General features: G+C 41.4%; 16 protein-coding genes and 1 pseudogene. 5 read left to right on the top strand and 12 right to left on the bottom strand.

What is annotated here, in order from left to right; genetic code table 11:
* Positions 1-21: 21 nt before the first annotated feature.
* From uspE to ccoN, 10 genes are all read right to left on the bottom strand, one after another.
* Complete coding sequence (gene uspE / locus AN214_RS12995) at positions 22-951, bottom strand: universal stress protein UspE (RefSeq protein WP_054980106.1); 930 nt, start codon at positions 949-951, stop codon at positions 22-24.
* An 80-nt stretch (positions 952-1031) separates the two neighbouring features.
* Entirely contained in the window at positions 1032-1763 is a 732-nt protein-coding gene (locus tag AN214_RS12990; RefSeq protein ID WP_010560221.1) for an FNR family transcription factor, read from the bottom strand.
* 47 nt (positions 1764-1810) lie between these two features.
* A complete protein-coding gene (locus AN214_RS12985; protein WP_054980105.1) occupies positions 1811-2473 on the bottom strand; it encodes a sulfite exporter TauE/SafE family protein in 663 nt (220 codons plus the stop codon).
* A complete protein-coding gene (gene ccoS / locus AN214_RS12980; RefSeq protein WP_010560219.1) occupies positions 2463-2633 on the bottom strand; it encodes a cbb3-type cytochrome oxidase assembly protein CcoS in 171 nt (56 codons plus the stop codon). The genes AN214_RS12985 and ccoS overlap by 11 nt, the downstream gene beginning before the upstream one ends.
* Before the next feature lie 14 nt (positions 2634-2647).
* The gene (locus tag AN214_RS12975; RefSeq protein WP_054980104.1) at positions 2648-5017 is read right to left on the bottom strand and encodes a heavy metal translocating P-type ATPase; all 2370 of its coding nucleotides are present in this window, start codon (positions 5015-5017) and stop codon (positions 2648-2650) included.
* Between the two features lie 3 nt (positions 5018-5020).
* On the bottom strand, positions 5021-5512 hold the full coding sequence (locus AN214_RS12970; RefSeq protein ID WP_054980103.1) for a FixH family protein: 492 nt from the start codon (positions 5510-5512) through the stop codon (positions 5021-5023).
* Positions 5513-5670: 158 nt separating this feature from the next.
* Complete coding sequence (ccoP, locus tag AN214_RS12965) at positions 5671-6618, bottom strand: cytochrome-c oxidase, cbb3-type subunit III (RefSeq protein WP_054980102.1); 948 nt, start codon at positions 6616-6618, stop codon at positions 5671-5673.
* On the bottom strand, positions 6615-6803 hold the full coding sequence (locus tag AN214_RS12960; protein ID WP_010560215.1) for a cbb3-type cytochrome c oxidase subunit 3: 189 nt from the start codon (positions 6801-6803) through the stop codon (positions 6615-6617). The genes ccoP and AN214_RS12960 overlap by 4 nt, the downstream gene beginning before the upstream one ends.
* Before the next feature lie 5 nt (positions 6804-6808).
* Complete coding sequence (gene ccoO, locus AN214_RS12955) at positions 6809-7477, bottom strand: cytochrome-c oxidase, cbb3-type subunit II (RefSeq protein WP_054980101.1); 669 nt, start codon at positions 7475-7477, stop codon at positions 6809-6811.
* A gap of 10 nt (positions 7478-7487) precedes the next feature.
* Positions 7488-8918 carry a cytochrome-c oxidase, cbb3-type subunit I gene (ccoN, locus tag AN214_RS12950; RefSeq protein ID WP_054980100.1) on the bottom strand — a complete coding sequence of 477 codons (1431 nt, stop codon included), beginning with the start codon at positions 8916-8918 and terminating at the stop codon, positions 7488-7490.
* A 335-nt stretch (positions 8919-9253) separates the two neighbouring features.
* Here ccoN and AN214_RS12945 point away from each other — a divergent pair, with 335 nt between their 5' ends.
* From AN214_RS12945 to AN214_RS12930, 4 genes are all read left to right on the top strand, one after another.
* Positions 9254-9649, top strand: a complete 396-nt coding sequence (locus tag AN214_RS12945; RefSeq protein ID WP_054980099.1) for a hypothetical protein — start codon at positions 9254-9256, stop codon at positions 9647-9649.
* A 395-nt stretch (positions 9650-10044) separates the two neighbouring features.
* The gene (locus AN214_RS12940; protein WP_054980098.1) at positions 10045-12639 is read left to right on the top strand and encodes a TonB-dependent receptor; all 2595 of its coding nucleotides are present in this window, start codon (positions 10045-10047) and stop codon (positions 12637-12639) included.
* 239 nt (positions 12640-12878) lie between these two features.
* A complete protein-coding gene (locus AN214_RS12935) occupies positions 12879-13988 on the top strand; it encodes a DUF3083 family protein (RefSeq protein WP_152960766.1) in 1110 nt (369 codons plus the stop codon).
* Positions 13989-14042: 54 nt separating this feature from the next.
* Positions 14043-15152 carry an isocitrate/isopropylmalate family dehydrogenase gene (locus AN214_RS12930; protein WP_054980096.1) on the top strand — a complete coding sequence of 370 codons (1110 nt, stop codon included), beginning with the start codon at positions 14043-14045 and terminating at the stop codon, positions 15150-15152.
* Here the strand turns inward: AN214_RS12930 and AN214_RS12925 are convergent.
* Together AN214_RS12925 and AN214_RS12920 are read right to left on the bottom strand one after the other, a co-directional pair.
* Positions 15144-15596 (bottom strand): hypothetical protein, encoded by a 453-nt coding sequence (locus tag AN214_RS12925; protein ID WP_054980095.1) that lies wholly within the window; start codon positions 15594-15596, stop codon positions 15144-15146. The genes AN214_RS12930 and AN214_RS12925 overlap by 9 nt on opposite strands.
* A 136-nt stretch (positions 15597-15732) precedes the next feature.
* Positions 15733-16677, bottom strand: a complete 945-nt coding sequence (locus tag AN214_RS12920; RefSeq protein WP_054980094.1) for a LysR family transcriptional regulator — start codon at positions 16675-16677, stop codon at positions 15733-15735.
* 280 nt (positions 16678-16957) lie between these two features.
* Between AN214_RS12920 and AN214_RS22505 the strand changes: the two are divergent.
* Positions 16958-17085, top strand: a pseudogene (locus AN214_RS22505) (IS3 family transposase); the annotation flags it as partial.

The raw sequence follows: 17085 nt of genomic DNA, 5'->3' as shown, positions 1-17085 counted from the left end.
TAGGTGAAAATATTAACGAGGTTAAGACTTATCTAAGGGGCTTTTATAACCTTGTGGTTTTAAGGCTAATACATCGCAATTTAAACTATCAATTACATGTTCAGCGGTGTTACCAATAAGTGCTGCGCTAATGCCAGTGCGCCCAACGGTGCCCATTACAACCAATTCTGCATCTAATTGGTTTGCTACTTGTGGCAGTACATCTTCAGGTAAGCCTTCGTTAATATAGCAATGACTTGGCTCGACTTGATATTGCTCAGCAAGTTTATGGGTAGTTGCAACATGATGCGCTTTTACTGATTCAGCGTATTGGCCCGCGTCGAATTCTGGAATTTCAATTGCAATATTAACCGGCGTACCTGGATAGGCATTGACTAAGTTAAGATTACCATCAATTAAATCAGCAAGGTAAGCGGCTTCTTTCATAATTGTATGGTTAAGTGCTTGATGGGTTTCTTCTTCGCTTGATGCATTAACTGCAGCCAAAATTTGTCCGCCTGCTGGCCAATCATGCTCTTTTACAAGTAACAAAGGCACAGGGCACTTACGAATTAGGTGCCAGTCGGTAGGCGTGAAAATAACGGATTTAAGCGTATCATGCTGATGCGTGCCTTTTACAACCATGTCGTAGTTTTGCTCAAGCACCGCTTCAATAATGGATTCGAAAGGACGGTTATGCCAAACTACTTGGCAATCGACTTTTATGTCACCGCCATGCTGGTTAATTAAAGATGTGATCCATTCTTTTCTGTCGTTGATAACCGCGTCGCGCATGGCATCGCGCTCTTCACGACTGAGCATAGTTGTCATTTCATATGAAAAGTCGTAAATAGACAAAAAGGCAGTAATTTGAGCGCCGGACTTTCTAGCCAACTCGAATGAGCGGTTTAGCGCGATTTGCTTATCTTTACTTGGGTCGATAACCGCAAGAATTTTTTTGATGGTATTCATAAAAACCTCCCAAATTGTAAATTCAGTGTACTGGATCTATACTAATTTGAAAGGTTTCTAATAGATTATTTTGTTTTAGATCAAGACTTAATAGAAGCGACTTTGAATAATTCATCAGCATCTAAAATGGTAATGAACTTACCTTCAACTTTGATGATCTCGGCTTTTTGAAAGCGGCTCAATAAACGGCTGATAGTTTCAACAGTTAGGCCAAGGTAATTGCCAATTTCACCACGGGTCATGGTTAGACGGAATTCTTTTTTGCTAAAACCACGCTCACCAAAACGGGTAGAAAGATTCGCTAAAAACGCTGCTAGGCGCTCTTCAGCGGTCTTCTTGTTGAGCATCAGTAACATTTCTTGGTCGTAATTGATCTCATTGCTCATCATACGCATCACTTGGTGACGTAATTTAGGCAATTTACCTGAAAGGTCATCTAATGTGGTGAATGGAATTTCACATACCATGGCTGTTTCCATCGCTTGTGCGTAGCTTTTATGGCTCATCGTACTAATGCCATCAAAGCCAACAATGTCACCTGCTAAATGAAAGCCAGTGATTTGCTCTTCGCCACTTTCAGTTAGGGTATATGATTTAAACGAGCCCGAACGCACAGCGTAAATAGAACGAAGCGGTTGTCCTGCTTCAAATAAGTAATCACCTTTATGCAGCGGTTTCTTTCGCTCGATGATGTCATCTAATTTGCCCATTTCTTCCGCGTTAAGAGAAACCGGAATACACAGCTGGCTGATACTACAATCCTGACACTTAATTGCGCAGTTTTTCGATACTGATTTTTTGTTCAATTCCATGACACACCTAGAGAAAAGGAAATACCAGAATAATTTATACTAAAACCTTATAGTAACGCAATTATCAAAAGGTATAAACCGTAGAAAATGAAGATGTTACCAAACACCATACGTATCATCGTATGATTAAGTATTTGCTTAAATTTTTCTGCCGCAAATGCCAGTCCCACCATGGCTGGTAACGTGCCAATGGCAAACAACAACATAAAGGCTGCGCCTTGAATTGCTGATTGAGTTGATATAGCAAAAAGCAGGGCAGAATAGACTAAACCACAAGGCAACCAACCCCACAACATACCATACGCAAATGCTTTTGTTTTTGTGTTAATCGGTAATAAGCGTTTGTTTAGTTTAACTAAATGTTGCCAGATAGCGACTTTACCAAAACTTTCAATCCAATTAAGCGAAAACGTAAGGCGCATAATATATAGCCCAACCAAAATCATAAACACACCGCTTAATATTGATAAAGCATATGAAAATGTGGTTGATTGCGAAGCAAACTGCTGACTAATGCCAGCGGCCAGTGCACCGGCGATGCAATAGCTTAGTACGCGGCCTAAATTATAGAGTAGGGTATAGCGTTTTATTTGTGCTTTGTCTTTAACGGCAAGCGTTAATGATGACGCAACACCACCACACATTGCTAAGCAGTGTCCGCTGCCTAACAACCCCATAACAAGCGCTGATATTAAGTGACTAGTTGTCATTACTTTTGTTGTGCTGCTCTTTATCGTCTTCGAATAATATGCTGTGTGCTTGTTTATCAAGGTTATTAAACTGCTCACTGCGAACAGCCCAAAAGAACACGCCTATTGCAACAATTACCAGCAAAATAGCGATGGGAATTAATACATAAATAATGCTCACAGTTACGCGCCCCTTTATTTAAGTAAACGTAATGAATTACCGATTACAATTAGTGAACTTGCCGACATACCGATAACAGCAACCCATGGAGGAACCATGCCCATTGCTGCAAGCGGTAATATAGAGCCATTGTAACATAGCGAAATAGCAAGGTTTTGTTTTATCACTCGGCGAGTCAATTTAGCGGTATTAAATAATCGACTGATGCCATTAAGTTCGCTGTTTAGCAAAACAACATCGGCGGTATTTTTCGAGATATCTGCGCCCGATGCCATCGCAATTGACAAATGCGCGCTATTAAAAACCGGGCTGTCATTCACGCCATCACCGACCATAGCAACAATCTTGCCTTGATGCGAAAGTTTCTCAACCTCTTTTTGTTTATCGCTTGGGCTACAACCTGTTTTTACATGATCAATACCTAAGCTTGATACGAGCTGTTTACCTGCAAGCGAAGGGTCACCCGTTAAAACTTGCAGCTGCAAATTATTAGCTTTGAGTGCACTTAATGTATCTGCCGCATGGTCGCGAATTTTATCCTGCAATTTAAAGCCCGCGATCACGCGCTCGTTTAGGTATAAAAACACGTCGTGCGTTGTATCTGCTACTTGGCAATGCCAGTTTGCTTTACCGATAGCAACCGTTTGCTGTTGAAATACTGCAGAGATACCTTTTCCTGTTTCAATTTTAACATCGCTAATTGCAACAGGTGACACATCTAATTCGGTAAAGGCTTTACTAATAGGGTGCTCTGAATAGGTTTCCAAGGTTTTTGCCAGTGCGTAAACCTGTTCTAATGACACGCTGTCATCAAACAATTTGGTATCAAGTAAGGTGAATTTACCCTCGGTTAATGTACCTGTTTTATCAAACGCAATATTTGTAACCTTAGTTAGGGTTTCGAGTACGTGGGAGCGCTTAATAAGTACCCCTTGCTGGGTGAGTTTGGCAACAGCACAGGTAAGCGCTGTGGGAATAGCTAAACTCAGTGCACATGGGCAGGTAGCTACAAGTACTGCGATAGTCACCCAAAACGCATGTTCTGGTTCGATGTGGTACCAAGAAAAAGCTGTAATCGATGCAAATACAAGTAAACATGCGACAAACCATTGCGCCACTTTATCGGTAATTTCTGCGATTTTAGGGCGCGAAGTGAGCGCTTGATGTTGCAGACGGACTATCTGATTAATAAGCGTGTCTTGACCAATTTGGTTAACTTTAATGCTAATAACGCCATCGTGATTGACCGTACCGGCATAAACTTGGTCGCCAACCGTTTTAGCAACGGCGGCATGTTCGCCTGTCATCATTGCTTCGTCAACAGACGTTTTACCGTCAATTAAAATCCCATCCGCAGGGATTGTTTCACCTGCTTTGATCATCACTTTGTCGTTTAATCTAAGACGCTTTGCTGCAATTATTTCTTCTTCATCATTTACTAAACGGGCGGTAAGCGGTAACAATTTTTGTAAGTTGGCAGTAAATTCAGAGGCTTTTAAACGAGCGCGGAATTCTAAATATTTACCTAACAATAATAAGAAGGTAAACATGCAGATAGATTCAAAATACACTTCGCCAGTTTGAAACACGGTTGCCCAGCAACTTGCACCGTACGCGCCAAAAATAGCAAGTGATACCGGTAAGTCCATATTCAGTTGCTTGGCTTTTAAACCGCGAATAGCTGACGTAAGAAATGGCAGGGCAGAGTAGAGAATAACCGGTGTGGCAAGTACTAAGCTGATCCAACGGAAGTATTGCTCAAAGCCTTCATCCATGCCTGAGAACATACCAAAGTACATGGCAAAAGCGAACATCATGACTTGCATGGTCATCAGGCCAGCGACACCTAACCTGCGCACATAGGATTGGGCTGTTTGTCGCTTTTGTTGCTCTTCATGATCTTGTTGAAAGGGGTAGGCACGGTAACCAATGCGTGCCAATGATTCAATAATGGTACTGAGTTTTAGTTTTGACTGATCCCATTTAACCATGGCGCGATAGGTTGACGTATTAACATCAACACGCACCACGTGACCTAGATTAAGTAACTGTTTTTCAATAAGCCAAGCACATGCCGCGCAACTAATGCCTTCGACACTCAACAATATCTCTGCGATATCACCTTGCTTGGTGAGAAATTCTGACTGAATATCTTCATCATCGTAGCTTTGGAACATTTTTATCTGTTCCGGCACTAGTTCTTGAACTTTACCTGCGCTGTCGGTGCGGTATTTGTAATAATCCGACATACCTTGGTCGATAATCGCCTCGGCAACTGCTTGGCAGCCCAAACAACACATCGGCTTTTCGTCATTTTCAAAGGTAATGCTTAATGAAATACCTGCTGGAATAGGCTCTAAGCAATGAAAACAGTTTTTAGACATAGGTTACTTATATTCTGGCTTAATCTTAAATGCGCTGTCGTAAGGTAGTTTTATGTTTTCTTTTAATTTCCATTCGCCGCCAATCGGTTCAATAAATACCGTGTAGCGTGCATCAAGCAATTTTTCGCTAACGCCTGAATACGCACCATTGGCGTTAGGTGCTAGCATTAAGTCAACGTCTTTATCTTTTAATGTGGTGTGATAAAACGATACTTTTAGTGCTGCTGGCTTAAGTGAGTCGCCCTTTGTGAAAGTAACGGTAACAACACCGTTACTAACGGTTAGGTCTGCGTGCAAGTAAAGTGCTTTAGCACGGTCAAACTTAGAGAGCTCTAAGTTAATTGCTTTGCCTTTTTTGTAATAGTCGTCAACAACCATTGAAGGCCCTTTGTCAGACATATAAAAAAGCAGGGTAATACATGCGATAACGGCACTCGCTGGTACAAAGATGATAAACCAAGGCCAAAATTGTTTATACCAAGGGGTTGTAGACATAGTGAATAATCGTTAAATCAAATGTGGCGTTATTCTACTTGATGTGGTGTGAAAAGGGTAAAAAAAAGCTCCCGATTGGGAGCTTTTTTGATCTAGATTCGTACTCTTAACGCAATTTTAAAATTAGTTTAAATAACGCGTTAAGTTTAACTAATCAATTACTTATCTTGAGATAAGCTGTATACGTACGCTGTTAAGATATGTACTTTATCTTCGCCTAGGATATCTTTCCACGCTGGCATTACACCGGCACGGCCATTGCGAAGCGTTTCTTCAACCGCACGTTGTGAACCACCGTATAACCAAATATTATCTGTTAGGTTAGGTGCACCAAACGCGTAGTTACCTTTACCGTCCATACCGTGACACGCAGCACACATTGCAAATTTAGTTTGACCCGCAGCTGCATCTTTTTGGTTAACGGTACGACCTGAAAGGCTTAGTACATAGGCTGTAACTTCTTTAACGCCATCTTCACCAAGTGCATCAATCCACGCTGGCATTGCAGCAACACGACCGTGAAGAAGTGTTTGTTTGATAGCTTCAGGTGAACCACCGTATAACCAATCGTTATCCGTTAGGTTAGGGAAGCCTTGGCCGCCACGTGCATCAGAGCCGTGACACTGAGCACAGTTTTGCGAGAATAAACGTTGACCGATTTCTAGAGCTTCTTCGTTAGTCGCAAGATCTTTAATATCTTGTTTTGCGAATTGCTGGAATACCGGACCAAAACGTTCTTCTGCAGCTTCCATTTCTTTATCTAGCTGTACGCGTTTGTCTGCGTTAGCTATCACAGCGTCTTTTGACTCTTGGATATTCAAAACACCTTGGTTTGAACTCGTCCAGTCTAAAACACCTTTAAAGTTACCCATACCCGGATAAAGGATAAGGTATACAACGCCCCATACGAAGGTTGCGAAGAACATAATTGTCCACCACTTAGGTAGTGGGTTGTTTATCTCTTCGATACCATCGAATTCGTGGCCACATGTTTCATTTTCTTCAACGCCTACGTAGTTCTTTAAGTTCCAAACTAGTAGTCCGAAGCAGATTGCTAAGCATGCTATGGTTAATACAATAACCCAAATGCTCCAAAACGTAGTCATTTCTCAGACTCCTTTTTTTCCTTTTCGCCAACTGTATTGTTGTGTACGTTCTCGTCTTCGAAAATCGCGTTTGCTGCTTCATCAAAGTTCTTTTTAGAACGTTTGCTGTAAGCCCACCATACAATGGCAATAAAAAGTACTAATAATACCAGAGTAAATATGCCTCTGAATGTGCCGTAATCCATAGTGGTTACTTTAAGTGAGTACCAAGCTGCTGCAGATACGCAATAAGTGCTTGCATTTCAGTTGCACCTTGCCCATCGTTCATCGCTTCAACTGAAGCAACATCAGCTTGTAATTCTTCATCACTGCCGTAACCACGACCTGGATACGCTTCTTGGTTAATACCAAAGTTGTCACGGAACACTTGTAATTTCTTAAGTGTATGCGTTGTGTCAACTTTGTTTGTCGCTAACCAAGGGTAACCTGGCATGTTTGACTCTGGAACTACATCACGTGGGTTTACCAAGTGAGCATAGTGCCAATCGTCTGAGTAACGACCACCTACGCGAGCTAGATCTGGACCAGTACGCTTAGAACCCCACTGGAATGGGTGATCCCAAACGCTTTCACCCGCTACCGAGTAGTGGCCGTAACGCTCAACTTCGTCACGGAATGGGCGGATCATTTGTGAGTGACAGTTGTAACAACCTTCACGCACATAGATATCACGACCTTCCATTTCTAACGCTGTTAGCGGACGTAAGCCATCTACAGGTTTTGTCGTATCTTCTTGGAACATTAGTGGTGTAATTTCCACAAGTGCACCAAAGCTGATTGCGAAAACCGTTAGGATAGCCATTAGGCCAACGTTCTTTTCAACAATCTCGTGTTTGTTTTGTGAATTATTCTGGCTCATACATTACTCCTTAAGCAGGCTGAGCTTCAGCTTGCAATGCACCTTTTTCAGCTGCAACAGTTTTAACAACGTTGTATAACATGATTAGCATACCAACAACGATGAATACACCGCCTACAAAGCGCATGAAGTAGAATGGATACGATGCTTCAAGTGACTGAACAAAGCTATACATTAATGTACCGTCAGAGTTAACCGCACGCCACATTAGACCTTGCATTACACCTGAAATCCACATTGCAACGATGTACAGAACAACACCTACTGTGTGTAACCAGAAGTGTGTGTTGATAAGCTTAGTGCTGTACATGCGAGCTTGACCAAATAGGTTAGGGATTAAGTGATAAACCGCACCGATTGATACCATTGCAACCCAACCTAATGCACCTGAGTGTACGTGACCAACAGTCCAGTCAGTGTAGTGAGATAGTGCATTTACAGATTTGATTGCCATCATTGGGCCTTCGAACGTTGACATACCGTAGAACGATAGTGAAACAACTAAGAAACGAAGAATTGGATCGTGGCGAAGTTTATGCCATGCGCCAGATAGCGTCATGATACCGTTAATCATACCACCCCATGATGGTACAAATAGGATTACTGACATTACCATACCTAAAGACTGAGTCCAGTCAGGTAGAGCAGTGTAGTGTAGGTGGTGAGGACCCGCCCAAATATAAAGAGAAATTAGTGCCCAGAAGTGAACTACCGATAAACGGTAAGAGTAAACTGGACGACCAGCTTGCTTAGGAACGAAGTAGTACATCATACCTAGGAAACCAGCTGTCAGTAGGAAACCTACTGCGTTGTGACCGTACCACCATTGCACCATGGCATCTACTGCGCCCGCGTAGATAGAGTACGACTTAGTCAGGGAAACTGGAATTGCCATGCTGTTTACAATGTGTAAAACAGCAACAGTGATAATGAAACCACCATAGAACCAGTTAGCAACATAAATATGCGACACTTTACGCTTGATTAAGGTACCAAAGAATACAACCGCATAAGCAACCCAAACAACCGTAATTAGGATGTCAATTGGCCACTCTAGCTCAGCGTACTCTTTACCACTTGTGAAACCAAGAGGCAGTGTAATTGCTGCTAATACAATAACAAGTTGCCAACCCCAAAAGGTAAATGATGCAAGCTTGTCTGAGAATAAACGCGTTTGACAGGTACGTTGTACAACGTAGTAAGACGTTGCAAATAGTGCACTTGTACCAAATGCGAAAATAACTGCGTTCGTATGTAACGGACGAAGTCGAGAGTAAGTTAACCATGGAATGTCAAAGTTTAACGCAGGCCATACTAGCTGAGCTGCGATGAAAACCCCGGCACCCATGCCAACAATGCCCCAAATCACCGTCATAATGGCGAATTGGCGTACAACTTTATAGTTGTATTCTGTTTGTGATGCTACTGTTGTTTGGCTCATTTTCCGGTTTCCGCTGCAATAAATTGCAATAAGAAATGAATTTCCCAGTTCTAATTAAAGAAATGGGGCCTCTAAAATATTTACCAAATTCGTTACCTTACTAACTCGAACTTTTTTGTACGACTAAAGTCAAAGATTAAGCTGGCAAGAAAACAAACCCAGTAAAACTCTTTTTTTGCATGAGAAATAATAAAATTTTTGCTTTTAAAAAGATAGCGCATTTGCCCAAAATTATGACCTCAATCAAATATTCTCGGTGAGGGTGATTTATTTTTGTGCAAATTTAGTCTAAATTCGCGGCCATCTTACAAACGCCCGTTATTGAAGAGAAATTAATGCGCATTTTAACCATCATTTTTACAGCACTAATTTTAACAAGCTGTGGTGAGTTTAGTCGTTCACAAAAAGCACCGAGTAAAGAGCAACACATAAATTCTTCTGAGCTCAAAATTAATGAACAAACCGTCAAACCAGAAACCGAGTTTGAGATTGTTTTTACCCCGCGTAATAAAATTGAAATCATCGACGCGCATATTGAAGGGGTAAATATGTATATGGGAAAAATCCCATTATTCTTTTCGCAAAAAGATAGCTCAACTTATCACGCCATGGGCATGGTTGGGGTATGTAGCAAGCGCGAAATGGTGTGGCAAATTCAGCTACGTTACCGTGATGTTTCAAGCCAGCTTGAAAAAACAGCAACTCTCAACTTTGTCGTAACAAATGCTTAACTGAGCGTCTACAGATGTAGCTTGGTTACAATTGATTACATCTGGTAACGCACGAAAACGAGTATCAATAAAAGCACGTTATTAGTGTGTAAAATACTGATAAATAAGCAGTAAAGATGTTATTTCTGTTAATCTTATCGTAACAAACGGCGCATCCTAAGCGCCGTTTTTTATGCCTGAACAAAAGCTGAACTCGCATTCAGTTTTCATTCATTTTCACAAGCCTAGTTTGCTGCATCCGTTTTCAGATTTCTCCCTGGTTTTATATCCGAAGCCATGTTTCTAGCGTCAATTTAGGAACAACAATCTGTATCTGAAAGTGGGTAATGCAACAAGTTATTCACTTAGTTGAAGTGCTTTCAACTAAAGGGTTAGACAACTAATAAAGGTTTATTATGAATAAAACTAAATTGGGCTTAGCGATTGCCGCAGCAGTTCCACTATTCTCTGCTCATAATGCTGTAGCAGCTGAAGAAACGTCAGCAAGTGCTGTAGAACGTATCGAAGTAACAGGTTCACGTATCAAACGTACTGATATGGAAACAGCAAGCCCGGTAACAGTAATTGGTGCTGAAGATATTCGTGCCTCTGGCGCAGCGTCAATTGATGCCGTTTTACAAAAAATGACTGCTGCAAGCGGTGCAATGACTAACCCAGCAGTAAACAATGGTTCTGGTGGTAATGCGCGTGTTGATTTACGTGGTTTAGGTGCACAACGTACACTAGTACTTGTTAATGGTCGTCGTATGATCAACTCAGGTACAGGTGCTGCATCAACCGTCGATTTAAACACAATCCCAGTGTCGATGATCAAACAGGTTGAAGTACTAAAAGATGGTGCTTCGGCAGTATACGGCACTGACGCAGTAGCGGGTGTTGTAAACATTATCTTAAAAGATGATTTCGAAGGTCTTGATATGAACCTTAACGGCGCGATTAGCGGCGAGGGCGATGCAGACGAAACATCATTTGATATCACAATGGGTTCAAGCTTTGACCGCGGTAACGTGGTAATTGGCTTACAATACACAGACCGTGGTGATGCGTCTCAAGCAGACCGTGATTTCTCTGATTGCCCAATCGAAGAAGATTTCGAAAATGGTAGCTTCTACTGTGGTGGTTCTCCTTACTCACCGTTCGGTCGCGTATGGGGCGACACTGCTGACCTTCAAGGTAACGCAGACGGCAGCTGGCATGATTATGTAACTGAAAACGATGCATATAACTTCTCACAGGCGAGCTATTTATATACGCCAATGCGTCGTTTAAACCTAACGGGTGTTGGTAACTTTGACCTAACTGACGATACACGTTTAGTAACTGAGTTCACTTACTCAAAGCGTTGGTCAGATCAGCAAATGGCACCACAGCCAGTATGGTTTGATTTTAAATACGATGCTGACGCAATGGGTGATTCACTATTATCTCACGGTGTAGTTGATGGTGAGGAGATCTCTTACGGTCGTCGTATGACTGACGTTGGTCCTCGTGGTTACGAGCAAGTTGTTGATACAGTTCGCGCAGTAATTGGCTTAAACGGTGAATTCGATAACGGTTGGGGCTGGGATACATCAGTTGTATTCGGTCGTAACGACTCAGTTGACCGCGCTACAAACTTACTAAACATGGGCTCAATTCAAGACGCTATCAGCAAGCAAGAATTCAACCCATTAGATCAAGGCGACTGGTCAAAAGAGAACTTAAAGCCTTACAACTACACTGAAAACAACTCAGGTGGTAGCCAGTTATTAGTTCTTTCGGCTGGTTTAAACGGCGAAGTAATGGAACTACCAGCAGGTTACGTAGGTTTCGCTGCAGGCATCGAGCACCGTGAAGAAAAAGCGTGGTATGTGCCAGATTCACTTACATCACAAGGTTTAGCTAATGACCCGCGAGTTGATCCTACAGGCGGCCGTTTTGACGTAAACGAAGCTTACGTTGAATTAGCAGTACCACTTCTAGCTGACGCACCATTTGCTGAAATGGTTGATTTAAGTGCCGCGGTACGTGCATTCGATTACAGCACATTTGGTTCTGACGAAACATGGAAGCTAGGTTTAACATGGCGTGTAAATGATGAGTTTATGGCTCGTGCGGTACGCTCAACAGCTTTCCGTGCACCAACAGTTAACGAACTATATGCAGGTCAAGGTCCGTCATTTGAGCAAATCGATTTACCATATGCTCAAAAGCAAGCTGAAGTAACAGTTGGCGGTAACGAAAACCTAACACCAGAACAAGCTGACACACTAACAGCTGGTTTTGTATACGCACCATCTTGGTTAGACGGTTTTTCAATGACGGTTGATTACTTCGACATCGAAATTGAAAACGCAATCGCACGTGAAAATGAGCAATACATTGTTGAAACATGTCTTGATGCGACAGGTCAAAACGTTAATAACGACCTAGCACTATGTCAGTTCGCATCTGTTAAATACAACGACAAAACACGTCGTGTAACGTTTAACAACCAACTTAAAAACATTGGTACTGAGCACACTAAAGGTTACGATGTAAACTTCAAGTATACATTCGACGCACTTGGTTTAGCTTGGCGTACAGGTCTAGATGTAACCATTCTAGACGAATACACAGTTGAATCGGCAGGTGCAGGCAGCGTAGATTACGCAGGCCTAATCACTTCAGGTTTAGGTAGCTACGCAGAGCTTAAAACTAACTTAAATCTTAAAGTGTCTGGCGACAACTGGGATGCACAGTACGAAGCGCGTATGATCGATGGTGTTGACGACTACTCATGTCAAAAAGCAGACGCAAAATGTTTAGTACCAAGTGTTGGTACTGTGGTTTACCACGACATCAGCGGCTCTTACATGCTTAATGACACTGTGTCATTACAAGCTGGCGTAAACAACTTATTTGATAAGCAAGCGCCTTACTACACAGGTAACAACGATTCAAACACTGACCCGTACACGTATGATGTACTAGGTCGTCGTTTCTTCGCTGGTGTAAACGTTAAGTTCTAATATAAGAATAATTAGCGATAAAGCCGTAGGTTAATAACCTGCGGCTTTTTTATTCTCAAAACGATCATCGCTATGCCATTCAATTGTAATATTAAGTATCAATTATCGAATGAAATGCGCTGTAAACTAGTTTTAGAATGCATTGCTCGCCTATTTAATTTACCTGTCACTAAACTGCAAACTAATTGTCATTAAACCCGCCTAAGCTCTCGGCAAATCCACAATTGAGTTGAAAGCACATGGGAATCATCAGGAATAGAAGTTTAATTAGTCGCAATAAGCAGCAAGATAATCGCGTTTATGTACCGGCTGATTCAAGGGACAATCAGTATGTGATCGCGGAGCTCGCGGTAAATGACGCGCTTGTTGCACAATTATCTGACAAAACACTTAACCCATCGCCAAAAGAATTACTTTCGTTATTGCTTAACAAGGTAAGACGTATTGTCGCAAACCATGAGATAGATTTTGTTGCTTTGATTGCGTCAAACAAATTTATTCGAGTACGCTATGGTGTTGATAATGAAATTAACACCACTAATGAGCAGCACATCGTTTACTACAACCCAGAAAAAAGTAAAGGCGTGGTGGGTGTATGTGCAGACGATGCAAACGCAATCCACTCTTTTCGCTTAGTGTGTTTCGCTACCGGCGAAAATTTACGTGAAAATGCAGCGTTATTTCATCAAAAAGTTGTGATGTTGGTAAATGAAATAAAAGCGGCATTTAGCTTTGTTGATGCAATTAAACTGCAAGACCACCAACACATTAGTTTCGGGCTTGAAAAGCACTCGTCGGCTACCCAATCGAAAGCTCATGGTTTTCGTGTTATTGAAAAACGTTATGAAAGCTCTGGTTTAACCTTGCCGCAAGAGCGCAACAGTAAAGCCTTTATCGTGGTAAAAGCCAACTTTAGTGAACTGCTTAGTGAAAAAGTGCTGAATCATGAATACGATGTCAGCCAGATGCATGGGGAAGTATCTCACTTGCTTATTCAACTTGCACAAGAAGCTGGCATAAGCCATTTAGCCTATGTTGCATCGAATCGCTACCCGGTTGTTAAGTCAAACTTAGTCTCTGGCAGTGCTAATCAAAACGGTGAGCTAGTGAGTTTAAATTTTGGCAATACAGAACATGAAGTGATCCAACTAATTGACGACGATTACATCAATAGTAACGCTTATTTAGTATTTTATATGCCTGAATACTGTGTAGTGAAAGCAGGTTATGCTGCCTACATTAACAAGGTGATTAAATTGATTGATAAACTTGGTCAAAAGTTGCACCTAGCCGAACACGACAAAGCCATGCTACTAAGGTTTTATCAACACTTTAGTTATAAAGCTTGAATCTAAGCTCACATATTTGTCATAGTGTAGGAAAACAAACTTATCAACCGCACTATGACAATCCAGCCTAATCAAGAATTTTGTGTACCTTACGTTGAAGGTGACGGTGTAGGCCCCGAGTTAATGAGCTATGCCCGTACTGTAGCGGAGCACGTGCTTAAAAAATGCTATGGCGAGCAGCGTAGAATTATTTGGAAGGCGGTACTTTGCGGTGAGAAAGCCGCAGCGCAGTATCAAGGTGATTGGTTTCCTGAAGAAACACTGAATGTTATCGAACAATACAAATGCGCATTAATAGGGCCTATTACCGCACCGATAGGCTATGGTTTTAAATCCCTTAATGTCGCGCTACGCCACGAACTTGGGCTGCGTGCGTCGTATACACGATATGTATCACATAATGGTAATTCTCTTTATGTACTGCGCGATAACAGTGAAGATCTGCCGATAAAGCTTGAGTGGCAAACGGATTCATTTGATGGCAATTTACTTGCGACATTTTTAAAAGAAGAGCTCGGTGTCAATAAGGTGCCGCTGGCAGAAAAAAGTGTAATGGCACTTAAATACATTTCAGAAAGTGGTGTCGATATGTTGATATTTTCTGCAATTGAGCTCGCAAAATCGCGTAATATTAAACGCATCACCATAGTGCACCATGCCAATAGTTTACCGATTTCTGAGGGCAGTGTTGTGCGTTGGGCGCTCAGTTCAATCAAGCGTTACAGTCAAAACTCAGACGAAAATTCATTGCCAAAATATGTTGATGATATTGCAATTGATGTGTGCTCTTTGCTGCAGTTTTTCACTCAAAACCGCACAGAGCAGGGCGATACCATTTATATTTCAGCGAACTATTTAGCGACCATTTTAAATGAATATTTTACGGGTAGTTTAGGGCAAATAAACAAGGTAAGCCAAACTAATTTTGGCAATGACATCTGTATTTTTGAACCAAAACACGGACCGTTGCACAGTTTAGTGGGTAGTGATGAGATAACCCCAGTTGCACTGATAAATGCGGTTGTTTCGCTGTTTTATCATTTGGATTGTTTTGATGCGGCTAACTGTCTAACTAAGGGTTTATTTGAGGCGGAAAAAAGCTTAAAGGATAACAATATATCCTTTAAGCAATTTCAAGAAACATTAGCCTTAACATTAGGCTGATAGTTTTAGTTGTGATTGATAAAGCGGTCGCAAGTAATCAACGCATTGTTGATATACTGATAGCAGCGCTGCATCAATATTCTTAACATCAACGACTTGCGCATTACCTGCGGCAGCAATAAAAGCTGCAAATACTAACGTTGGCGTGGGGCAGCTGTATTTATCTTTAATTTCTAAGGTTTCACCGGCCAACAGGCGAGCCGTAATGCTTGGTGTTGTAACGCTTGCAAGTTCACAGAGTGATTCATTGCTAATCGTGTGTTCACGCGGCTTAGTAATCGCTTTTCTGATTTTGCCACCAAATTCTTTCAATAGTTTGATGTAATTCTCGATAAACTGCGCCTGACATTCTGCGTTATCTAAATGGTAAGTTGCTGTTAACTGGTTAAATAAGTTTTCTTCAATGTATAAGAATTGATGTTTATGAAATTGACCTGAGCTCATTGTAATGTTCCTCGTTTTTGTTGATAAATTGGCATTTGCCTTAACAAAAAGAGTAACTAACCTAATCAAAATTTAAAAATTGAATAATTCAATTGTTGATATAGATGCTGTCTATATTGCTGTACTAAACCTAAGTTTAACTCGGTAAACTCAATGCAAACTCTGTCAGTTGCTGGCGCAGCCAAGTGTGCGCTGGGTCGTAGTGCTTTATGGGGCTCCAAACCATGCTGATCTCTTGCGGCACCATTTGAAATGGCAATGGCAGGGTAACCAATGGTTCGTTTTGAAAACTCGCCAATGCCAAGCGGTTAGGAATAGTAAGCAGTAAACTTGTACTTCCGGTGATTAACGCTTGTGCTTGAAAATGACGGGTAAAGACTTGAATATTACGCTTTTTTTCCATCTGCCAAAGGGCTTCGTCAAGCTCGCCAAGCTTACTGGGATGACTATCTTTTGAAATGCGGTTTTCACTGATAATACCACTGCGACTCACCCAAATATGAGGCTGTGTTAAATAGCTATCAAGACTTGGCATTTGTGCAAACGGATTATCCTGATGACAGATCACCCTAAAATTATCGCGCCATAATCGTTTTTGGTGAAATGATGTTGGCACTTGTTTAAAGCGGTTAATTGCGATATCTACACTACCTTCTTGTAATTCAGCAAGTGAGCTGTCGCCAGGGGACGTAATGTTGTAGCTAATATTAGGATAACACTCAGCGGTTTTCGCTATAAACGGAAACAGTAAACAGCTTTCAATATAATCGTTGGTTAAAATTTTAAAGGTGTGTTGCGCAGTAACCGGGTCAAATTGGCTGTCGGATTGGGTGATCGATTCACTGAGACGAATAAATTCGTTGATCTGCGGTTTAAGTGCTAGTGCTTTTTCAGTCGGTTGCATGCCACCTGCGGTGCGAACCAATAAAGGATCAGAAAAATATTCACGTAGTCGTTTTAATGCAGCGCTGACCGTTGGCTGTGTTAACGCAAGCTTGTTTGCAGCGCGTGAAACACTTCGTTCTTCTAATAAGACGTTTAAATATACCAGCAGATTTAGGTCAATATTGCGAATATTCATAAGTTTCTGTATACGCTTTGCGTTAAATGAGAGTACAACTTATACCAATTTGAATATTTATGCGATGCTTCTCGCACATTAAAATATGTATTTAGAACAGTTAGATGTGAGTGCACTTAGCTTAATAATAAATCTGTTTGCGCGGTAATAAGGGTTTAGTATTAGCTAAATTTAGCGTTATTTAAAAATAAAAAAAGCCGAGATAGCTCGGCTTTTTATTCAGTATTTGACCCATCCTAAATAAGGTTGACACTTTTCCAACTTAAATTTAGAGAATGTCATGAAACCTATATCTAAGAGAACTCAAAAAGATTATTCGCTTGCCTTTAAATTATCAATTGTGGAAAAAGTAGAAAAAGGCGAGTGTACATACAAACAAGCGCAAGACCACTATGGTATCCAAGGTGC

This window comes from Pseudoalteromonas sp. P1-9, from assembly GCF_001399975.1.
Taxonomy (GTDB): Bacteria; Pseudomonadota; Gammaproteobacteria; order Enterobacterales; family Alteromonadaceae; genus Pseudoalteromonas.
This window is presented reverse-complemented; position numbering and strand designations above follow the sequence as displayed.

Coding starts and splice junctions, on each gene's coding strand:
- uspE (WP_054980106.1), bottom strand. CDS start 951: ATGAATACCATCAAAAAAATTCTTGCGGTTATCGACCCAAGTAAAGAT.
- AN214_RS12990 (WP_010560221.1), bottom strand. CDS start 1,763: ATGGAATTGAACAAAAAATCAGTATCGAAAAACTGCGCAATTAAGTGT.
- AN214_RS12985 (WP_054980105.1), bottom strand. CDS start 2,473: ATGACAACTAGTCACTTAATATCAGCGCTTGTTATGGGGTTGTTAGGC.
- AN214_RS12975 (WP_054980104.1), bottom strand. CDS start 5,017: ATGTCTAAAAACTGTTTTCATTGCTTAGAGCCTATTCCAGCAGGTATT.
- AN214_RS12970 (WP_054980103.1), bottom strand. CDS start 5,512: ATGTCTACAACCCCTTGGTATAAACAATTTTGGCCTTGGTTTATCATC.
- ccoP (WP_054980102.1), bottom strand. CDS start 6,618: ATGACTACGTTTTGGAGCATTTGGGTTATTGTATTAACCATAGCATGC.
- AN214_RS12960 (WP_010560215.1), bottom strand. CDS start 6,803: ATGGATTACGGCACATTCAGAGGCATATTTACTCTGGTATTATTAGTA.
- ccoO (WP_054980101.1), bottom strand. CDS start 7,477: ATGAGCCAGAATAATTCACAAAACAAACACGAGATTGTTGAAAAGAAC.
- ccoN (WP_054980100.1), bottom strand. CDS start 8,918: ATGAGCCAAACAACAGTAGCATCACAAACAGAATACAACTATAAAGTT.
- AN214_RS12945 (WP_054980099.1), top strand. CDS start 9,254: ATGCGCATTTTAACCATCATTTTTACAGCACTAATTTTAACAAGCTGT.
- AN214_RS12940 (WP_054980098.1), top strand. CDS start 10,045: ATGAATAAAACTAAATTGGGCTTAGCGATTGCCGCAGCAGTTCCACTA.
- AN214_RS12935 (WP_152960766.1), top strand. CDS start 12,879: ATGGGAATCATCAGGAATAGAAGTTTAATTAGTCGCAATAAGCAGCAA.
- AN214_RS12930 (WP_054980096.1), top strand. CDS start 14,043: ATGACAATCCAGCCTAATCAAGAATTTTGTGTACCTTACGTTGAAGGT.
- AN214_RS12925 (WP_054980095.1), bottom strand. CDS start 15,596: ATGAGCTCAGGTCAATTTCATAAACATCAATTCTTATACATTGAAGAA.
- AN214_RS12920 (WP_054980094.1), bottom strand. CDS start 16,677: ATGAATATTCGCAATATTGACCTAAATCTGCTGGTATATTTAAACGTC.